Below are 15,908 nucleotides of genomic sequence, written 5' to 3' on the forward strand. Positions count from 1 at the left end.
CGCTCGACCAAAAGCTATCAATGATCAGGGCGGCAGTCGCGTTCCCTAGAAGCTGCTCGCTAAGTCTTCGGCGCACCTCAGTTAAATCTGACCTGAATGGTTGGTTGGCGGTGACTCAATTAGCGTAGTCTATCTAGACCAGATCGTTGAGGTGTGGCAGATGTATTGATGGGTAGTGCTTGGGGTAAAATATGCATCATTTTTTCAAGCCGGTCATTGGCATGGCCAGGGTTGCGTTGGGGCGGTCGCGGACGGATAGGGAAGCTGAGTTGATGGCTCAGCTGATTAACTCACCGAGGCCTTCCATACTGTTGTTGGGCGATAGCTTAGTCGCCGAATCTCGGGGCCAAAGCGGCAGCCCTGATGTTATAATGGGTGCGGTCGGCAGGTCTCGAATCGCCGACGTCCAGGCGATCGTCTCCCGGATCAAGTCTAACGACCTATGGGATAAGGTCGGTGGGTTTGTCGTGGGAGTGGGTATCAACGATGCGGAATTGAGCGAAGGGAACGATCTAGATTCCAGAACGATATACTTCAGGTCGATGTTGGATGCCTTGATCCGCTCCTGTTTGGATCGCCCACTAGCAATACTCACCATAACCGAGCCCGATACGGAAGGGTCTCAGGTCGGCCGTTTTAACAGAGAGCTGTTCCAGCGTCAGAATATCGAAATTCGTGCGGTTCGCGAGCGGGCACTGGTCTTCGATATGGATGCCAAGTTCAGGGCCTCATTGGCAAAGGCCGCGCTGCCGGTTTCATCCGGCTTTTCTGACGGAGTCCACATTTCAGAGCTTGGCTATCAGCACTGGAAGCCGTTCTTGTATGAGTGCATTGAAGAGATACGCCGGTATCAAATCTCAACATAGGGCATGTGTTTGATGGTCTCCCACTGCTGTTCCGCCGTGGTGCCAGACCATTTTTCCCTAAGTTTTGATGGCTTCCATGCAGTCTTCGGGTCCAGCGTTCCGGTCTTGGTGAAAAACGCATTGACCCCGCCATCGGACACCGCAGCTAGGCCGTATCCGTGGGAGGCGCATAGCTTCGACATCGCCGACAGGGAGGCGCCGTGATACCAAGGATGCTTCTTGTGGCGATCGAACGCTGGATCGTAAACAACGGAAACCGAGTGATGCAGGAAGCTCGGGTTGTACTCGATCGAGATCACCGACGGCTGGGTGTCCAGTAGCTTCTCGAGGAACCAGTAGTCGTTGCCGTCGACGTCGATGGACAGGATCCCGATCTTCGGGAACGCTTTCCGTATGAAGTCCAGGTTGTTCAAATCAAGGAAACGTTCTTCAATGCGAATGTCGGAAGGGAGCAGTGCCCGCGCGTCGGCCACCTGCTGGCTGTTGCCGTCAATGAGAAAGCCCTTGAACGAGCCGACCAGCTCAGCGCAGTTGAATTGGATTGGGTGAAAGCCAAATTCAATGAAGTTCTTGGGGGCTCCCGTCGCCTCAGCAAGCCTCAAAAGAATGGAGCCTTCGTCGGATTGGCCGCCGATGCCCTTGGCGATCAGCGATCGATAGTACAATCGCCTGAGAGGCGTGATTCTCTTAATCAAGCTGCGCATCGTGAAGTCCCGTTCAGACTTTTGTGTTGTTGGTGCCTACCACAAGATCATGATCGTTTGAAAGGTACGCACGCCGTGGTCTCCTAGCTAGTGATATTCGACAAAGCGTGACATCGTACTCTCAACGAATGGGAGGAAACGTTCATGCCGATGTCACTCACAGAGCAGATGTTTTATTGCGCTACGAGGGTTACAGCGTACGACGGAGGTAAGCTTATCGGAACGGGGACCGGCTTTTTCTACAGGGTAATACTGGACGATCCCCAGAAGGAAATCCCCATGCTTATCACAAACAAACATGTAATTGAGGGAGCGGATCGTATAGGCATTGCGTTCAATTTGGCAAATGAAGCCCATTCAGGTCCGTCCGGGGAAATTGTTTCCGGGCGTATTCAATTTCGGGACGAAGTTGTCATTAAGCATCCGGACCCTGCCGTTGATCTTTGCGCTATTTTGATTGGTGAGGGGTTGGAGTGGGCTGGCCGGACAGGAAAGGCACCGTTTTACTATCCCATCGACAAGAGACTCATCCCTACTTACGAACAGGTCAGCAAACTGGATGCCATCGAACGGATAACAATGATCGGTTGCCCGAACGGTCTGTTTGATCACGCCAACAACCTACCGATCGCGCGGAGCGGCTACATGGCCAGTGACATCACAAAACCATTTCAGGGGCGTAACGAGTTCATGGTGGATATCGCCTGCTTTCCAGGTTCGTCAGGGTCACCGATATTCGTCTATGATCCGAATGGGGGATTCGAGCGCGGCTCCTCAGATTATCACCTCAAGACGAAGTTCTACTTTGTTGGTGTGCTCTTTGAGGGTCCCACGATTGACCTGGACGGAGAAGTCCAGCTCAGCAAAGTCAAAACGTTTTCGATCTCGTCAATGATGCATCTAGGACTAGCAATTCCGTCAATAGAGTGTTTGGTCTTCGACGCTTGGGTAGGAGAGGCACAAAGGAAAGGGCTAGTAATAATAAAGTGACACTGACGCGTTGAATAAACCGTCTAACCGGAGCTTTCAACGATTGAAGGGCTAGGACCAACAGCAGAATGCCAAATAAGGCTGCAAAAACTACCGCCGACACTACGGCACTTTTCCCCTTTTGTACGACTCTTCCAAAGTCCTATCGGAGACCATGATACACGTGCTGGCCGACATGGCCTCGGCTGCTACACAAGCTGCGAACCGAATTTCTCCGGTTCGCGCCAAGGACCGCAGCGCGAAAAGAGCGCGCCGCGATAGGCGGTCTGATTGTGGTCACGATGCTGGCTTATCGCCTGCTGACCGCAGAGCGGTCCCAATTGGCGGTGCCTTCTGGATCGCCTCCTGTTTCAGATGAAGGATTGACCTGTTGCGTACAGACTCTTTTGCGACCATGGCAAGGATCGCTTTTCTGCTTACCTTGGCCGCTGTTCTCCTGCTCGCGCTTTCGCCGGTGCGGTTCCTGCAGGAGTTGGACATGGGCTTCACCTTCCACCATGACAAGCTCAACCACGCCGCGGCGTTCGCGGTGCTGGCGGCGCTCGGAAGCCTCGGCTGGCCGGAACACAAGACGAGGCTGGTCGTGCTCCTTGCCATTACCGGCGCGGCGATCGAGCTGCTTCAGGGCGCGCAGCTGATCGCGCGCGATATGGATATCCTCGACTGGGTCGCCGACTGCGCCGGCATGGCCTGCGGGCTGGCGGCCATGGGCGGCACAAGAAGGCTTGTTGGCGGATTGCTATAGCCCTGGACCGCGTTGCTCGTTGTCCGCAAAATTGTCAGTGAATACACCGGCCGCGCCGGATAACGCGGTGTCCGGCCGCTCAGCTTAGATTTCCCACCGCCAGCACCGAACCCCCTTCCAGCCTCGCTCATGCGGGGCTTTTTTTATGGAGCAAGCCCTCATGTCCCGACCTGCAACTGCCGCCGTTCGTCTCCTGACCGGCGAACGCGAACCCGTGCGCCTCGCAACCACGGCCGACATCCTCCTGCACGGCCTGCAGGCCATCGACGGCGTGCCGGCCGAAATCGGCGACCGCGTGCTGGTCAAGGACCAGGCCGACCCGACGCAGAACGGCATCTACACGGCGAGCGCAGGCGAATGGTTCCGTGCCGCCGACGCCCGCACGACGCGCACCCTGCAGAAGGGCACGACCGTTCACACCCAGATCGGGTCGGTCAATGCCGACCGCGTGTTCGAATTCACGGCCGACGAGCCGGCCGTCGGCGCCGATGCCATCACCATCGCCGCATCCGTTCCGCCCGACATCGCCGACGTGGTCGAAGAGGTCGAGGCGCTGCGCGATGAAACCCAGGCCTTGAAGGATGCTGCGGAAACCAGCGCCGGCCAGGCATCGGCCAGCGCAGCCGCTTCCGCCGCGAATGCCAGCCAAACCACGGCCGACCGGGCTGCCACCAATTCCGATGCAGTCGCCGCGGCGGCCGCAGTCATCAGCGCCCAGGCCGCACGCGACGCTTCGCTCTACGGCAAGGGCATTTTCCCGACGACTGCGGCGGCAATCGGCTTCGGCGTCGTCGGCAATGGCGCAATCACGGCGGGCTCGGGCGGCGCCAATGGCACGTTCGACCTGGCGTTTGCCGGCGGCACAGGTTCGGGCGCGGCCGGCCGCTTCGTGGTGGCGGGCGGGGCGCTGACGCAGATACTGATCACGGCGCCGGGCTCCTACACGGTGGCGCCGACGTTCAGCTTCGGGGCGTCGGCGGGGCTGGCCGGCGCCGCGGCGGTGGCGGTAATGGGCAGGAATGTCGATGTCGGCGAGTATTTCTGGACGGAGGTCAGCGCCGGCATTGTAGGGCTGCACAGCGTCGGGGCAGGCCCGATTGCCGTCGATACCGGCATTCGCGCGTTACCGGCGGAAATTGCCCTAATCAGCTCACGGACTGTGGGGCCAGTCCCCATCACTGGTTCTGTCGGCGGCACGGTGATTGCCAACGACAACGCCTTTTTCTGGCCAGGGTCGCTGTCGGCTGTCGATGAATATCTGTCGACGTTGGAACTTGGATTTGGCGCCGTGCCGGGGACAGCACATATCGTCTTCGCCCACGTCGAGGCCGACGGGACGCTCAGCCTGGTTTCCGAGCAGACGATATCCGCTCCAGCCGGCCCGTCGTCAGTTGTTTCGGGGCTCGCGATCCTGAAGCCTGCCGGCAGTGTCATGGGCGTCCAGCGCACTGGCGCTGGCAGCTGGTACTACACTGCCGGGGCAATTCCGAACGGCGAAGTCGAGTGGTTCACAGGGGCAATTCCTGGGTCGCACATGGCCAAGACCATAAGCGCGATAAATGGTCCACAATGGAAGGCAACCTTTAGCGGCGAAGTAGCCGGCAAAGCACGCGCGGCTGCGGCGGCGCTTGCCGGCATTAATCAGGCGATCGGCACCACGCAGACGATCGGATGGCCAACGCTGGTCAACACGGGCACGGATACACCGGCTAACTACAGCGTCATCCCTGAAACCCCGTCTTCAATCAGTGGCTACATTACTGAAGTTAATGTCGGAGCCGCAGCCAATGGCGCTGCCAAGATCCACGTTGTCGATATTGCGGCTGGCCCCACCGTCAATGTGATTAGCACCACGCCCGTCGACTTGTTGAACGGCGTTGGCAAACTGCCGCTCGGCATTCCGATTGCGGTCGGGCAATATCTGGCGATCAGTGGTGGCGGCTACAAATATCAGGCGAACAGCAATCCGCTCGGCATTCGAGCATGGGTGAAATCCGGAGCACTGTCGAATGGCGCAGCCGTCATCGAGCAAGGGGCGCACCGTTTCGAGGTTTCATTCACGATCAAGACCGGCATCATCGCCGATGTCTCGCGCGCCTTAAATCCGCCAACGACCAATGGGGCGGCGGCCGCCGGCATCGGTTTGTTGAAGGATGCCGATCACACCGGCGTCTTTGACGCCACCGCAATTTTTGCGGCCGCCGGGGCGCAGCATCCGCAACCCTATGTCGATCCCGGCAGTTTCGCGCTGACTGCAATGCCCGCGACCGGCGATGGATTTTGGGGACCCGGAAAGCCATCTGTCGGCGGACGCCGGTTCTTCATCCCAAGTCGGCCGTCGCTGCAGAATCTGTACGATGGCTTTCGCGCGAAGATGGCGGAACACATCGCCAACAATGACGTGCTTTGTCTGATCGCGGATAGCATCGGTCTTTGGGCGCTTGCCAGCGATGGGCCGAAGCACTGGTTCAACCATGTCACTAGTTTCGCCAACATCGGCATCGCGGCCGACGAGCCGGGCATGACCGCTTTGCGGCCCTCGTCCAGCTATACGCCGGCTTTCTATGGCGTCACGGCTGCTGGAACCGTCTCGACCGGAACGCGCGGGCCGATCGGCGAAAGCATCATCTTGGCGGCCGGCGCGTCTCTCACGTTCACCGGCGCCTATGAACAGGTCGACGTGCACTATACTCAGGACGCCGGTCAGGGCTCGCTTGCCTTCGCCTTTAACGGTGGCGCGGCCTACAAGACGGTCAATGCTGCTGGGGCTCTGGTGCTTGACCAGTTTTCTGGACCGTCGCTTACCGGGCAGGCCGCGAGTGGCAATTACACCCTTACAGCGGTTGGCGGGCCGGTCGAGATCACCGGGCTTATCCGGCTTGGCATCAAGGCAGCTGGTTCGCGCGCACGTCTGCGCACGCTGCGCGCGGCACATGGGAGCTATACCTTCTCGTCCTACAGTACCGCGCGTCTTACCTCTGCCATTGTTCAATGTGGTTATGCCGGTGGCAAGATCGTGCCGGTTCTGGCGCTCGGCATCAACGATAGCTTTGGCACTCCGCCATCGTCCATTTCGTCCACCATCACGACGATCTTCAACACGCTGGAAGCGGCCTTGGCTCCGCGCATCATCGTGATGCCGCCCACGCGGCCGTCGGCGGCATGGGATGCAAGCTACACGTCAGGCCGTACCTACGATGCCGCCCTCGGCGCAATCCGTCAGGCCTATAGGTCCCGCAATGTGCTGAGCATCCCGATTGACGGGTTCGACTATATTAGCTCGGGCAACTATCAAGAGGGTTTGCATTTCAACGATGCCGGCCATGACGGCAACGCGCAGCGCTTCATCGAACACATCGCGGAAAGGGGATAACTAGTCGACGCTGGACGTGGTTGGTGGGTTATGGCAGGGTTTCCCCGAAGGGGAGCCCAGTGCCATGGCCAACGCCGACAGCATTATTGCGATATATGATGACTACTATGCCGGCGACAAGGTGCACGCGAAACGCGAGATTGCTTCTGTTCAGTCAGTCGACCACGTCAAGGAATTTGTCCAAGGCGAAATCTTCGACACGATACTCGATATCGGCGGCGGCGAAGGCGCCGTGCTAGACAAGCTCAACAAGCGTGGGTTCGGAAAGACCCTGGCGGCGGTCGAGATTTCTTCCTCGGGTATCGAGGCGATCAACTCGCGGAAAATTCCCAATCTCGAAAGCGTCTTGCATTTTGACGGGTATCACATCCCGCATCCCGACAAGTCGTTCGACCTAGGATTGGCAATCCACGTGGTCGAGCATGTCGAGCACGAACGGATGTTTCTGAGGGAGGCGGCTCGGGTTTGCAAGAAGCTCTATATCGAAGTGCCTTTGGAACATACCCGAGATCTCAGCAAAGCCATTCGGATGTCGGGGCCGTATGGGCATATCAACTTCTACACGACCCAGACATTTGAAAACCTTCTCAAAACATCCGGGCTAAAGGTCGAACGGCTAAAGGCTTTTGGCCAAAGCCTGCCCTATGAGCAGTATTTGGCTGGCCGCTCAAAAGGTTGGCTAAAGTACCAAATCCGAACGGGGTTGTTGAAAGTCGCGCCCAAAACCGCGATGCGCAGCATGGCCTACATGGCTGGAGCACTATGCTCGACCAGCTGATGGAATTTTCGCGCCAATAGGTTTTGCTGGATTGCCCCCGACCATAGTTAAGGGGGCCACGTCTTTGGTTACGACAGACCCCGCGCCGACGACAGCTCCTCTGCCGATCGTCACACCTTTTAGGATGATAACATTGAAGCCGATGAAGACGTTGTCTTCGATTTTCACCGGCGCCATTGTGATATTCGTCCAGTCCTTCTTGCCCTGATGCCAGTCAGCGACGTCAGTCGTCCGATTTTGCCATGCTGTCGCATGGGAGTTGTGGTCAACAATTGTTGTCCCCCAACTTATGATCACGTCATTCCCGATCTCGATGCGGTCTGCTGCCACAAGATGGCTCTTGCCGATGTAGGTTCCGTTTCCGATAACGATCTGCGCGTCAGGCCGGTCGAACGAAAAATACGAGCTTAAGATGCAACGTTCGCCGATGGAGTGACGGCCGCGCCGAGCGGTGTGTACGCTGCGCAGGTTCATCTTCGTGCCGGCACCGGCCTTGATGCCGGCTAAGCGCTGCAGGAACGGTGGCACGAACGGCATTTATCAGTTTTGCCCGAAACGAGAGATAGCGATGTGCGACCGGTCTGGATTATCTCGATCCTGCTGTCAACCAATGGGCCTGTTAAGCGAAGAGTGCCAAGCATCCAGCACAGCGGGAACGCAGCGAGTTCGCAAGGCAAGATCTTCGCTGTAACCGAGACTTCGCCGACCGAACCCAGCGGCTACCGCCTGCTGTCCTGCGGCTTCTCGTGAGGCTCCTGGCCTTTCGACCACCAGACAAAATACAGCGAGCCCATCTTCATCACGGGAACGCGGCGGTCGCGTTCCCGGGCTCGCAACTCACGATAGGTCTTCATCTTCAGAGTGCCGCCCGGCAGCCTGATACGCACTGCCATCGGTCCAACTCCCGTTGTGCAACGCAGCAATTGTGTGCAATGCGGTAAGTAGAGACCTTCCGTTACGGAAGAGTCAACAGCAGCATCATCAACTTATTTTGCGAGCTGGCTCGCGGAGGCTTCGCGGCGCCGGGCGGGCAGGCGCATGCCCGGACGAAAGGAGCTTCATCCTGGCGACCGATCGTCAATCAGGCGCTGGCGGTTCGACCACCATGTGAAATAAACCCGGCCGAGCCTGACGACGGGTATGCGGCGGGCGCGTTCGCGATCGCGCAATTCGCGATACACCTTCACCTTCAGCGTGCCGCCAGGCATCCTGATACGCACCGCCATCGATTCCGCCACCCCATTGTGCAATGCAGCACAAGAGACCTTCCGTCGCGGAAGAGTCAACGCCTGCCCGCTGACTATTTTTGGGATTTGGCGAGCGGTCCTGGAGGTTTGGCGCGCGCAGGGCGGTTCCTGATCCTGCACGAAGGCGCCAGCGCCCAGTCGAGATCGTCGGGTGCTTGGGCTATTTCCTGGGCGGGGGTTTTTTGGGCGAGGATGGGCGATCGGACACGCTGCTCGGCCACCAGATGACGAAGTAATTGCCGACCTGCCAAACCGGCACCTCGCGCTTCTGCTCGCGACGCCGCAGCTCGTCGCTTTTCTTGATCTTCAAAGTCCCGCCTGGAAGCCTGATTCTTATCGTCACGTGTCCTCCCGCACCCCCTACAGGTACGAACGATATACGCGAACAGTTTCATCCGGCTAAGCAATTTCATGCAGGCCAGAGCCATTTCGGGGCCGGTACAGCGGGTCGGACCGGCGCGAGATCGCCGAAACCGGCTCTATTTGAAGAAATCCGCAATGCCGTTGATGGCCAGCACCGCATAGACGATCGGTCCGGCGATAAACGCACAATAAAGGCAGAGGATCGCCGCCAGCACCGCGAGCAGCGGCTTGTCGCGACCGACGGCACGGAGCTCGGACCTCACCGACCAGCGCGCCGCAGCGGTTTGTTCATCATCAGGCATGTGCACCATCCCGCGCCCATTTCACACGGCGGGTCGAAAACATCAACCTTCCTTGCCACATCGGCACGCGCTGCCGCCCAATTCTGCTTTGCCGCCACGCATCCGTTTTTCAACCTCAAAACCTGCCCACAAGGGCGGAAAGGACTGCCCATGGACCTTTCATTCAAGGGCGCCGCGAGGCGCCTCGATGACATAGACTTGCCGAAACTCGGCGCCCGGATCGGCGTCGGCGAGGACGAGATCCACGCGTTCCTCGATGTTGAAACCAGCGGGCACGGCTTCGACGCCGTTGGCCGGCCGGTCATCCTGTTCGAACCGCACGTCTTCTACCGCAACCTGTCGGGTGCCAAGCGGGCAAAAGCGGTAGCCGCCGGCCTCGCCTATCCGAAATGGGGCGAGAAGCCCTATCCAAGGGATAGCTACCCACGGCTCAGGGCAGCTTGTGCGATCGACGAAACCGCGGCGCTCAAATCCGCCTCATGGGGCTTGGGCCAGGTTCTCGGCGAGAATTTCAAAGCCGCCGGCTTTCCTACCGTGCAGGCGATGGTCGAGGCGATGATGGCGGACGAGGCGCTGCAGCTCGGCGCGGCGATCGATTTCATCGTCGAGAAGCGGCTCGACGACAATCTGCGCAATCACGACTGGGCGGGATTCGCCAAGGGCTACAACGGCGCCGGCTATCGCAAGAACGCCTACGACACGAGGCTTGCCGAGGCCTATCGCAAATGGTCGCGCATCAAGGATACGCCGTGGCCGTCTGCCGGTCTGGTGGTCCTTCGGCCTGCAGCTCCGCTAGAGCCCGCAAAATCGATTCCCGTTCCACCGCCGGCCGCCGCGCTCTCTGCGCCTCCTGTGCCTGTCGCCAAGCCCGGCTTCCGGGCAGCGCTGATCGCCGCCGTCCTGAAACTATCAGCCATCCTCAAACTGTTTGGAAGGAAATGACATGTGGACCCGGATCAAGAGCTTTTTCTGCGATAGCGAGACAATATTCTGGGCGCGGCTTCAGGCCGCCATCGGCGTCATCGCGAGCATCGTCACCTATGTCGACCCGCAGGTTCTTTCGCCGATCATTCCGGGCGAATGGTTCCCCTGGTTTCTTGTGGTCAACGGCGTTTTGACCGAGTTCCTGCGCCGCCGCCGCGCGGAGGATTTGTGATGGCCGCACTCCTCGCCATTCTCGGCGCCATCATCGGCAACAAGCTCGTCATGACGATATTCGCTGCTGTGGCCGGCGGTATCGGCCTTTATGTTGCCGGTGGCATCAACCGGGCGAAGAAAGAAGCGGCCAAACAGGCCGAGGCAAAAGTCGCGGCCGGAGAAGATCGCCTCGAAATGAACCGCGAGGCCGCCGCAGAAGAGCGCAAGGCCGCCGGCATGACCGATGCGGCAGCACGAGCGGAGGCTGGGAAATGGGCAAAGCGCTGATCCTCTGCCTGGTGCTCGCCGGCTGCACGACAACCGCGCCGGCCGGCAATCCGCGCCAGGTCTGGTGCGACCACAACCAGCCGCGCCGGCCATCGGCGGCCGTCGTCGCCGCCGTGACCCGGCCCGAGCTCGACGAGATGAACGCCTTCAACGGGCAGGGTGCCAGATGGTGCGGGTGGACGCCATGATGCATGAGCTGCTCGACGTTCTGGGCATCAAGGCGCCGGTGTTGGTCGCCGGCCTTTCCGGCGGCATTTTGCGGGCCTTGTCGCGTCACCGCTACAAGGTCCGCGAGATGGTGGCCTCGCCGATCTGCGGCGCGCTGGCGGCGGCCTATCTGACGCTGCCGGTCGTGCATTATTTCCGCGCCGCCGGCCTGCCCATTCCTTCTCCGGACGACGACACCACGACGCTCGCCGCCGCGTTCCTCATCGGCGTCTCGGCGATGTGGATCTCGGATATCGTCTTCGAGGTGATCGTGCGCCGGTTCGGGCCGGTGAAGGAGGAGTAAGCCGCCCAAGCTGACAAAAGAGTGACGTTCAGTTGAAGCCCGCGGCGCCGAAAGGTGCGGCGGGCTTTTGCATTTTCCCTGGCAATCTGTACGATCTTTTCTCTGCGAGGGCGGCTCGATCCGGCGCTTGCGAAACCAAGATACGCTTTAGGCCTCACGGGAGATGGTGTCATGCTTGCCAGAGTCCTGACACAAGCGGCAGTCCTGACAGCCGGGGCGCTTCTGTTTGCCGCGACGGCCTACGCCCGGCCGGACAGCCGCGCGATGACGTGCGAACAGACACAGCTACTGATCCAGAGGCATCGCTCGGTAGTGCTCACCACCGGACGGAACACCTACGACCGATACGTCCGCCGATTCGGCAATGAATGCGACTGGCCGCAGGTGCCGGGCGCCGCTTATATCAAGACGCGTGACGGTCAATGTCTGGTCTATCGCTGCCAGGAGCCGGTTTTCGACCTCCCGAATTGAAGGCAGGGGCTTTTTCATCCGGCCGCCGACGCGGACAGCGAGGGCAGTGCGAAAGGCGGTGGCTCATTCTTCGTCGAAAGGACCACCTTCGCGTGCGAGATCGCGTGAAATAACGCGTTCATCGGTATCGTCCGGCAAGGCCTCGTCGCTTTCCTGGTAAGCGTTATCGTCGTCCTCCTCCGGCAGTTCGCCGTCTTTCTCGACGTCGTAACGGATGTCGCCGTTTTGCGGCACGCCGTCTGGGAGAATTCTCCCGCTCCGGATGGCATCCCAGTCCTGTTGCTGGATGGTCGGGCTCTCCGTCTCGTCGTCGGTTCGTTCTTTCCTGCGCGGTTCCATCGCTGGTTCTCCATAATGTCGGCGGCCCTGAACTGGCTCAGTGGTTGAACTCATAAGTCTGGCGGCCGGTTCCCGGGCCACTGCGGTCCGGGCGCATTGCCGCACGACGGAACCAATCGCGCCTGCCTGGCTTCACAAGTCAGACGATCCTGGCGCGAAAGGAGCTCGACATGAGACCGCTCATTTTCTTGCCGTACATGCTAGGCGCGCTGGTGCTGGCGGTGCCGGCGTCCGCGCAGCCGGGCGAACAGTCGCAATTCGACCGCTGCAAGGTCGAGCCGCCGGACAAGAACAGCCAGCAGCAGCAGCCGGCCGGCAACAATTTGTCCGATATGCTCGAGCCATGCGGTGGGGTGCTGAACCCGCCGCCAACGGGCGATCAGGGCATGGCGGCGCCGCCGCCGGATGAGGGTAGGACCCCGGTGATCAAGCCCGGCGATGTGCCGCCACAGCCGCCCAAGCAGTAGCCGCTTCATTGCTGCCACAGGGGCTGCCCATGGGGCTGCGACGGGCGGTAACGCCGCGCCGTTCGAGCCGGCAGGTTTGTTGCAGTCGCCTAGGAACATTAGCTTGTCCTAAATGTTGTTTTAGACGCAGCCGATATCACCCCCTCCGGTATCGCTGCTGATCGGGAAACCGATCGGCCCGCGTCTTGCGACGCGGGCCACCGCAGTTCATCCGCAGTCCATTCGCCGCACGCACGGGCACTTCACCGCTATTCGATTAGCCGCCACTTACGGAACAACAAGGTGGCCTGGGCGTTTGCCTAGAGGGTTCGCCGCTTCGGCCGGAATGCCGCGTCGCAACCGTAAAGGCGAGGCCCGTAACAACAGGAGTAGACGATGAAAATCCACCTTGTTCCTGCTGCGGCGGGATTGGTGTTGCTCGCCGGCGTCGGCGTGGCCACCGCAGACCAGGTGATTGTCACACCCGAACAGCAGACGGTCATCCGCGAATACGTCCACAAGCACCCGTTGGCGTCGATCAATCTTCTGGGGGTGGAGCTCAATATCGGTTCCACGTTGCCCGATACGGTCGAGCTGCAACCGATCGATGTTCCCGACGTGCAATACAGATACGTCGTCGTCGACGGTCGCACCGTGCTCGTCGACCCCGGCACGCGCAGGATCGTGCACGTCATCGAGTGACCGGCGTTCCCAAACCGCGAACCGGATTTGGAAAGGTCACGGTCTTATGAAATCGAGTTCCATCCCGAGCGATCGGGATGGAGCTGCCGCTGTCGTCTCGGAATAAGGAAGGAGCCATTCCCATGCTGCCGCATGTCGAGCCGACCAACGTGGCCGCAGCCGTCGACAAACTGCTTGCTGAACGAGGCGATGGCCTGCTGTCGATGAAGGCGGCGATAGCGCTGTTGCGCGAACGCACCGGAACGGAGCGCTCGGACGCCGATCTTGAAGGGCTGATCATCAAGAAGGCGGCGCTCCTCGGCGTTGCTGTCCTGTGTGACAGAGAGGCTCAATAACGGTGCCTGCCGCTCAAGACGCGGGTCGAAATTTCGGCTAGAACAAAGTTGCTTACGCATGAACCGAGCCGACGGAGGCAACAGTGACGGACAGGCAGGAACGGATTCGCCAGCGGGCACACGCGATCTGGGAACAGGCAGGCAGGCCCGACGGGGCGCATCAGCAGCATTGGGATCAGGCTACCGCCGAGATCGACGCAGAAACCGCCGCGCAGGAGACAGCCAGCCGGCCGAAGCCGAAACCACGCCAGCCTAAGCCGGCCACCAAGGAGGGAGCCAAACCCAAGGCGCGACCACGCAAAGCGTGAACTCGAGCGGATTTGATTCCATCGCTGGATCTCGCGGTCCGGTCGGCCCATCGTAAGGCGGGACCAGTCCTAAACAGTCCCGCTGCCGCCCACCCTCGATGGTAAGCCTGATTGTCGTGGCTTACTACTTACCGCAATTGTTGTCGTTGACAGTCGGGGAAACCGTCCCGGCAGGCTTGTTGGACGCATCGGGTTGGGCACCTTGCGGGGTTGCAGGGCAGTTTTGATCCGCATTGGAGTTCATGGCACCCGTCGTGCGCATCGTGCTGCTGGTCGTGCCAGGGTCGATGCCATTCGGCTTGCGACGATGCTCTTCTCACTGCCAGGCGCATTGTTGTCCGAGCCGGCATTCTGGGCCATCGCCGCGGTCGCCAGACCGGCTGCAAGTATGGAGGCTGTCAGGATTTTCGTAAGCATGTTGATCTCCATCATTCGGTTGTCATCGCATGGCGACCGACCGTTGGGGCGACGTTCGTCTATCGCGGCGCCCATCAGTTGACGCTCGCATTGCTTCACCCGGCAGAGGACCTTCCCGAAGTAAAACTTTCGGAAAATTTCACTACAAACTTCACTCGGCTGTTGTGTGAACAGATACCATGAGGCCAGTAAGTTGATCGGCAAAGAAACCGATAATCTTCTTGCAAATTAGTAGGTATGCAACCGGCGATGTCGCGGGCTGTTCAGCGCAACTACAGCAAGGAGAGTGTTATGACCATCATAATCAAAACAATCACCGATGCGGTGGCGGGCAGCGCAGTTGTTTTCATGCTCTCGATGCCCGTGAATGCCGCGGACGGAATTGCCGTTGGTGTTGGCACTTCCATTGGCGGCAACGGCGGCATCAAAGCCGGCCTCGGCGCGACGGTTGGTGGCCGCCAGGGCATCAACGCTGGTGCCGGCGCAACGGTTGGGGGCAGCGGCGGCATCAAGGCCGGCCTCGGTGCGTCGCTGGGCGGCAGTCGCGGCATCAACGCCGGCGCCGGCGCAACGGTTGGCGGTTCCAGCGGCATTGCCGCGGGCGCCGGCGCGTCGGTCGGGGGCAGAAGCGGCATCAACGCCGGTGCCGGCGCCACGATCGGCGGTTCCGGTGGCATTGCCGCCGGCGCGGGGGTAGGTGTCGGCAGCGGCGTCAGGGCCGGCGCGGGGGTCGGGATCGGCAGCGGCATCAATGTCGGCGCCGGTGTCGGGATCGGCGGTGGTACCAATCCGAGCAATCCGTCCAACCCGGGCAGCCCGTCCAATCCCAACAATCCCAACAATCCCAGCAATCCCAACTTACCCCAGGTCGTCGCCGACATGTCGAGCGACAAGTTGGCCAGGATGAAGAGGCGCTGCGTCGACGTGCTCAGCAGCGAAGGCACTTATGACAGCGATTTGCGCCAGTTGTGCCTGCTGATCGCGCGCCGCTAGGGCGAATACATCGGAATGAAATGTCCGACCGGCCGAGAGGCCTTCGTCCACCAAACCTCCATCAGTCCAAAGCCCGCCATAATGGCGGGCTTTTTGCCGAGCACGTGGCGGCAGCATGACGGGGGCTCACAAGAGCACGCGCCTCAATGCGTTTGACGGCCAAAATCCGGCGAAACGGTCACCCCGCCCTCCAAGGCGTCCCGACCCAGCGCGGGACTGCTTTGCATCGGTTCGGGGCACGCGAACTCCGCCAGATCGGTTTCCGCGAAGCCGTCGAACTCGATAGCTGCGCCTTGGAGCTGGGCTGCTTGCATGACGAGCCATTCGATGTCTTCGCGCGCAACATTCTCGGCAAGGTTCTGCAGTCGCGCGGCTTCGGCGACAGCAGTCAGATTGATGGCAATCCCGGACCGCAATGTAGCTCGGACTCGGGAACTGACGTCTTCGTGCAGGCGAACCGAAAATCCGTAGCGCATGGAAAACCTTCCTTTCGGGAGCGGTTTGTCCCTCGTGTTCTACCATGCGCCCAGGGTCCGCGATTGGCAAGCGAAAATCATCAAAAATCGTGTTGTGCCAAGTAGTTAGAGTATTTT

At 60.1% G+C, this 15,908-nt stretch carries 24 protein-coding genes; 16 read left to right on the forward strand and 8 right to left on the reverse strand.

Annotated elements, in window-relative coordinates:
- The first annotated feature begins 272 nt into the window (after positions 1–272).
- Positions 273–866, forward strand: a complete 594-nt coding sequence (locus NKH63_RS00965; RefSeq protein ID WP_352917604.1) for an SGNH/GDSL hydrolase family protein — start codon at positions 273–275, stop codon at positions 864–866.
- Here the strand turns inward: NKH63_RS00965 and NKH63_RS00970 are convergent.
- Positions 851–1,570: a hypothetical protein gene (locus NKH63_RS00970; RefSeq protein WP_352917605.1), complete on the reverse strand. Its 720-nt coding sequence runs from the start codon at positions 1,568–1,570 to the stop codon at positions 851–853. The two genes, NKH63_RS00965 and NKH63_RS00970, sit on opposite strands and share 16 nt — an antisense overlap.
- A 144-nt stretch (positions 1,571–1,714) precedes the next feature.
- Here NKH63_RS00970 and NKH63_RS00975 point away from each other — a divergent pair, with 144 nt between their 5' ends.
- The 4 genes from NKH63_RS00975 (at position 1,715) to NKH63_RS00990 (ending at position 7,456) form a co-directional block, all read left to right on the forward strand.
- On the forward strand, positions 1,715–2,560 hold the full coding sequence (locus tag NKH63_RS00975; protein ID WP_352917606.1) for a S1 family peptidase: 846 nt from the start codon (positions 1,715–1,717) through the stop codon (positions 2,558–2,560).
- Positions 2,561–2,930: 370 nt separating this feature from the next.
- Complete coding sequence (locus tag NKH63_RS00980) at positions 2,931–3,305, forward strand: hypothetical protein (protein WP_352917607.1); 375 nt, start codon at positions 2,931–2,933, stop codon at positions 3,303–3,305.
- Positions 3,306–3,465: 160 nt separating this feature from the next.
- On the forward strand, positions 3,466–6,678 hold the full coding sequence (locus tag NKH63_RS00985; RefSeq protein WP_352917608.1) for an SGNH/GDSL hydrolase family protein: 3,213 nt from the start codon (positions 3,466–3,468) through the stop codon (positions 6,676–6,678).
- 64 nt (positions 6,679–6,742) lie between these two features.
- A complete protein-coding gene (locus NKH63_RS00990) occupies positions 6,743–7,456 on the forward strand; it encodes a class I SAM-dependent methyltransferase (RefSeq protein WP_352917609.1) in 714 nt (237 codons plus the stop codon).
- On the opposite strand, the gene NKH63_RS00995 is transcribed toward NKH63_RS00990, so the two are convergent.
- From NKH63_RS00995 to NKH63_RS01015, 5 genes are all read right to left on the reverse strand, one after another.
- Positions 7,439–7,993: an acyltransferase gene (locus tag NKH63_RS00995; protein WP_352917610.1), complete on the reverse strand. Its 555-nt coding sequence runs from the start codon at positions 7,991–7,993 to the stop codon at positions 7,439–7,441. The two genes, NKH63_RS00990 and NKH63_RS00995, sit on opposite strands and share 18 nt — an antisense overlap.
- A gap of 182 nt (positions 7,994–8,175) precedes the next feature.
- On the reverse strand, positions 8,176–8,349 hold the full coding sequence (locus tag NKH63_RS01000) for a hypothetical protein (protein WP_023723043.1): 174 nt from the start codon (positions 8,347–8,349) through the stop codon (positions 8,176–8,178).
- A gap of 165 nt (positions 8,350–8,514) precedes the next feature.
- Complete coding sequence (locus NKH63_RS01005) at positions 8,515–8,682, reverse strand: hypothetical protein (RefSeq protein WP_352844564.1); 168 nt, start codon at positions 8,680–8,682, stop codon at positions 8,515–8,517.
- A gap of 181 nt (positions 8,683–8,863) precedes the next feature.
- Complete coding sequence (locus tag NKH63_RS01010) at positions 8,864–9,013, reverse strand: hypothetical protein (RefSeq protein ID WP_352917611.1); 150 nt, start codon at positions 9,011–9,013, stop codon at positions 8,864–8,866.
- Positions 9,014–9,182: 169 nt separating this feature from the next.
- The gene (locus NKH63_RS01015) at positions 9,183–9,368 is read right to left on the reverse strand and encodes a hypothetical protein (protein ID WP_023723040.1); all 186 of its coding nucleotides are present in this window, start codon (positions 9,366–9,368) and stop codon (positions 9,183–9,185) included.
- 150 nt (positions 9,369–9,518) lie between these two features.
- Between NKH63_RS01015 and NKH63_RS01020 the strand changes: the two genes are divergently transcribed.
- The 6 genes from NKH63_RS01020 to NKH63_RS01045 all read left to right on the forward strand — a co-directional run bounded on the left by NKH63_RS01020 (position 9,519) and on the right by NKH63_RS01045 (position 11,775).
- The gene (locus NKH63_RS01020) at positions 9,519–10,310 is read left to right on the forward strand and encodes an N-acetylmuramidase family protein (protein WP_352917612.1); all 792 of its coding nucleotides are present in this window, start codon (positions 9,519–9,521) and stop codon (positions 10,308–10,310) included.
- 1 nt (position 10,311) lies between these two features.
- Positions 10,312–10,524: a hypothetical protein gene (locus NKH63_RS01025; protein WP_023723038.1), complete on the forward strand. Its 213-nt coding sequence runs from the start codon at positions 10,312–10,314 to the stop codon at positions 10,522–10,524.
- Complete coding sequence (locus tag NKH63_RS01030; RefSeq protein ID WP_023723037.1) at positions 10,524–10,793, forward strand: hypothetical protein; 270 nt, start codon at positions 10,524–10,526, stop codon at positions 10,791–10,793. Before NKH63_RS01025 ends, NKH63_RS01030 begins: the two co-directional genes overlap by 1 nt.
- Positions 10,778–10,981, forward strand: coding sequence for a hypothetical protein (locus tag NKH63_RS01035; protein WP_352589760.1), 204 nt, complete (start codon positions 10,778–10,780; stop codon positions 10,979–10,981). The genes NKH63_RS01030 and NKH63_RS01035 overlap by 16 nt, the downstream gene beginning before the upstream one ends.
- Positions 10,981–11,304: a hypothetical protein gene (locus tag NKH63_RS01040; protein ID WP_036245970.1), complete on the forward strand. Its 324-nt coding sequence runs from the start codon at positions 10,981–10,983 to the stop codon at positions 11,302–11,304. The genes NKH63_RS01035 and NKH63_RS01040 overlap by 1 nt, the downstream gene beginning before the upstream one ends.
- A gap of 171 nt (positions 11,305–11,475) precedes the next feature.
- Complete coding sequence (locus NKH63_RS01045; RefSeq protein ID WP_352481618.1) at positions 11,476–11,775, forward strand: hypothetical protein; 300 nt, start codon at positions 11,476–11,478, stop codon at positions 11,773–11,775.
- Between the two features lie 63 nt (positions 11,776–11,838).
- Here NKH63_RS01045 and NKH63_RS01050 read toward each other — a convergent pair whose 3' ends face one another.
- Entirely contained in the window at positions 11,839–12,114 is a 276-nt protein-coding gene (locus NKH63_RS01050) for a hypothetical protein (RefSeq protein ID WP_023723033.1), read from the reverse strand.
- Between the two features lie 170 nt (positions 12,115–12,284).
- Here NKH63_RS01050 and NKH63_RS01055 point away from each other — a divergent pair, with 170 nt between their 5' ends.
- From NKH63_RS01055 to NKH63_RS01075, 5 genes are all read left to right on the forward strand, one after another.
- Positions 12,285–12,581 (forward strand): hypothetical protein, encoded by a 297-nt coding sequence (locus tag NKH63_RS01055; protein WP_352481617.1) that lies wholly within the window; start codon positions 12,285–12,287, stop codon positions 12,579–12,581.
- A 375-nt stretch (positions 12,582–12,956) separates the two neighbouring features.
- On the forward strand, positions 12,957–13,262 hold the full coding sequence (locus NKH63_RS01060) for a DUF1236 domain-containing protein (RefSeq protein ID WP_031195423.1): 306 nt from the start codon (positions 12,957–12,959) through the stop codon (positions 13,260–13,262).
- A 77-nt stretch (positions 13,263–13,339) separates the two neighbouring features.
- On the forward strand, positions 13,340–13,597 hold the full coding sequence (locus NKH63_RS01065; protein ID WP_352481616.1) for a hypothetical protein: 258 nt from the start codon (positions 13,340–13,342) through the stop codon (positions 13,595–13,597).
- 83 nt (positions 13,598–13,680) lie between these two features.
- Positions 13,681–13,905 carry a DUF2934 domain-containing protein gene (locus NKH63_RS01070; protein WP_352481615.1) on the forward strand — a complete coding sequence of 75 codons (225 nt, stop codon included), beginning with the start codon at positions 13,681–13,683 and terminating at the stop codon, positions 13,903–13,905.
- Positions 13,906–14,613: 708 nt separating this feature from the next.
- The gene (locus tag NKH63_RS01075) at positions 14,614–15,315 is read left to right on the forward strand and encodes a hypothetical protein (protein WP_352589769.1); all 702 of its coding nucleotides are present in this window, start codon (positions 14,614–14,616) and stop codon (positions 15,313–15,315) included.
- A gap of 143 nt (positions 15,316–15,458) precedes the next feature.
- On the opposite strand, the gene NKH63_RS01080 is transcribed toward NKH63_RS01075, so the two are convergent.
- Positions 15,459–15,791: a hypothetical protein gene (locus NKH63_RS01080; RefSeq protein WP_023721299.1), complete on the reverse strand. Its 333-nt coding sequence runs from the start codon at positions 15,789–15,791 to the stop codon at positions 15,459–15,461.
- Positions 15,792–15,908 lie beyond the last annotated feature (117 nt).

This window comes from Mesorhizobium sp. M0960, assembly GCF_040319055.1.
Taxonomy (GTDB): Bacteria; Pseudomonadota; Alphaproteobacteria; order Rhizobiales; family Rhizobiaceae; genus Mesorhizobium.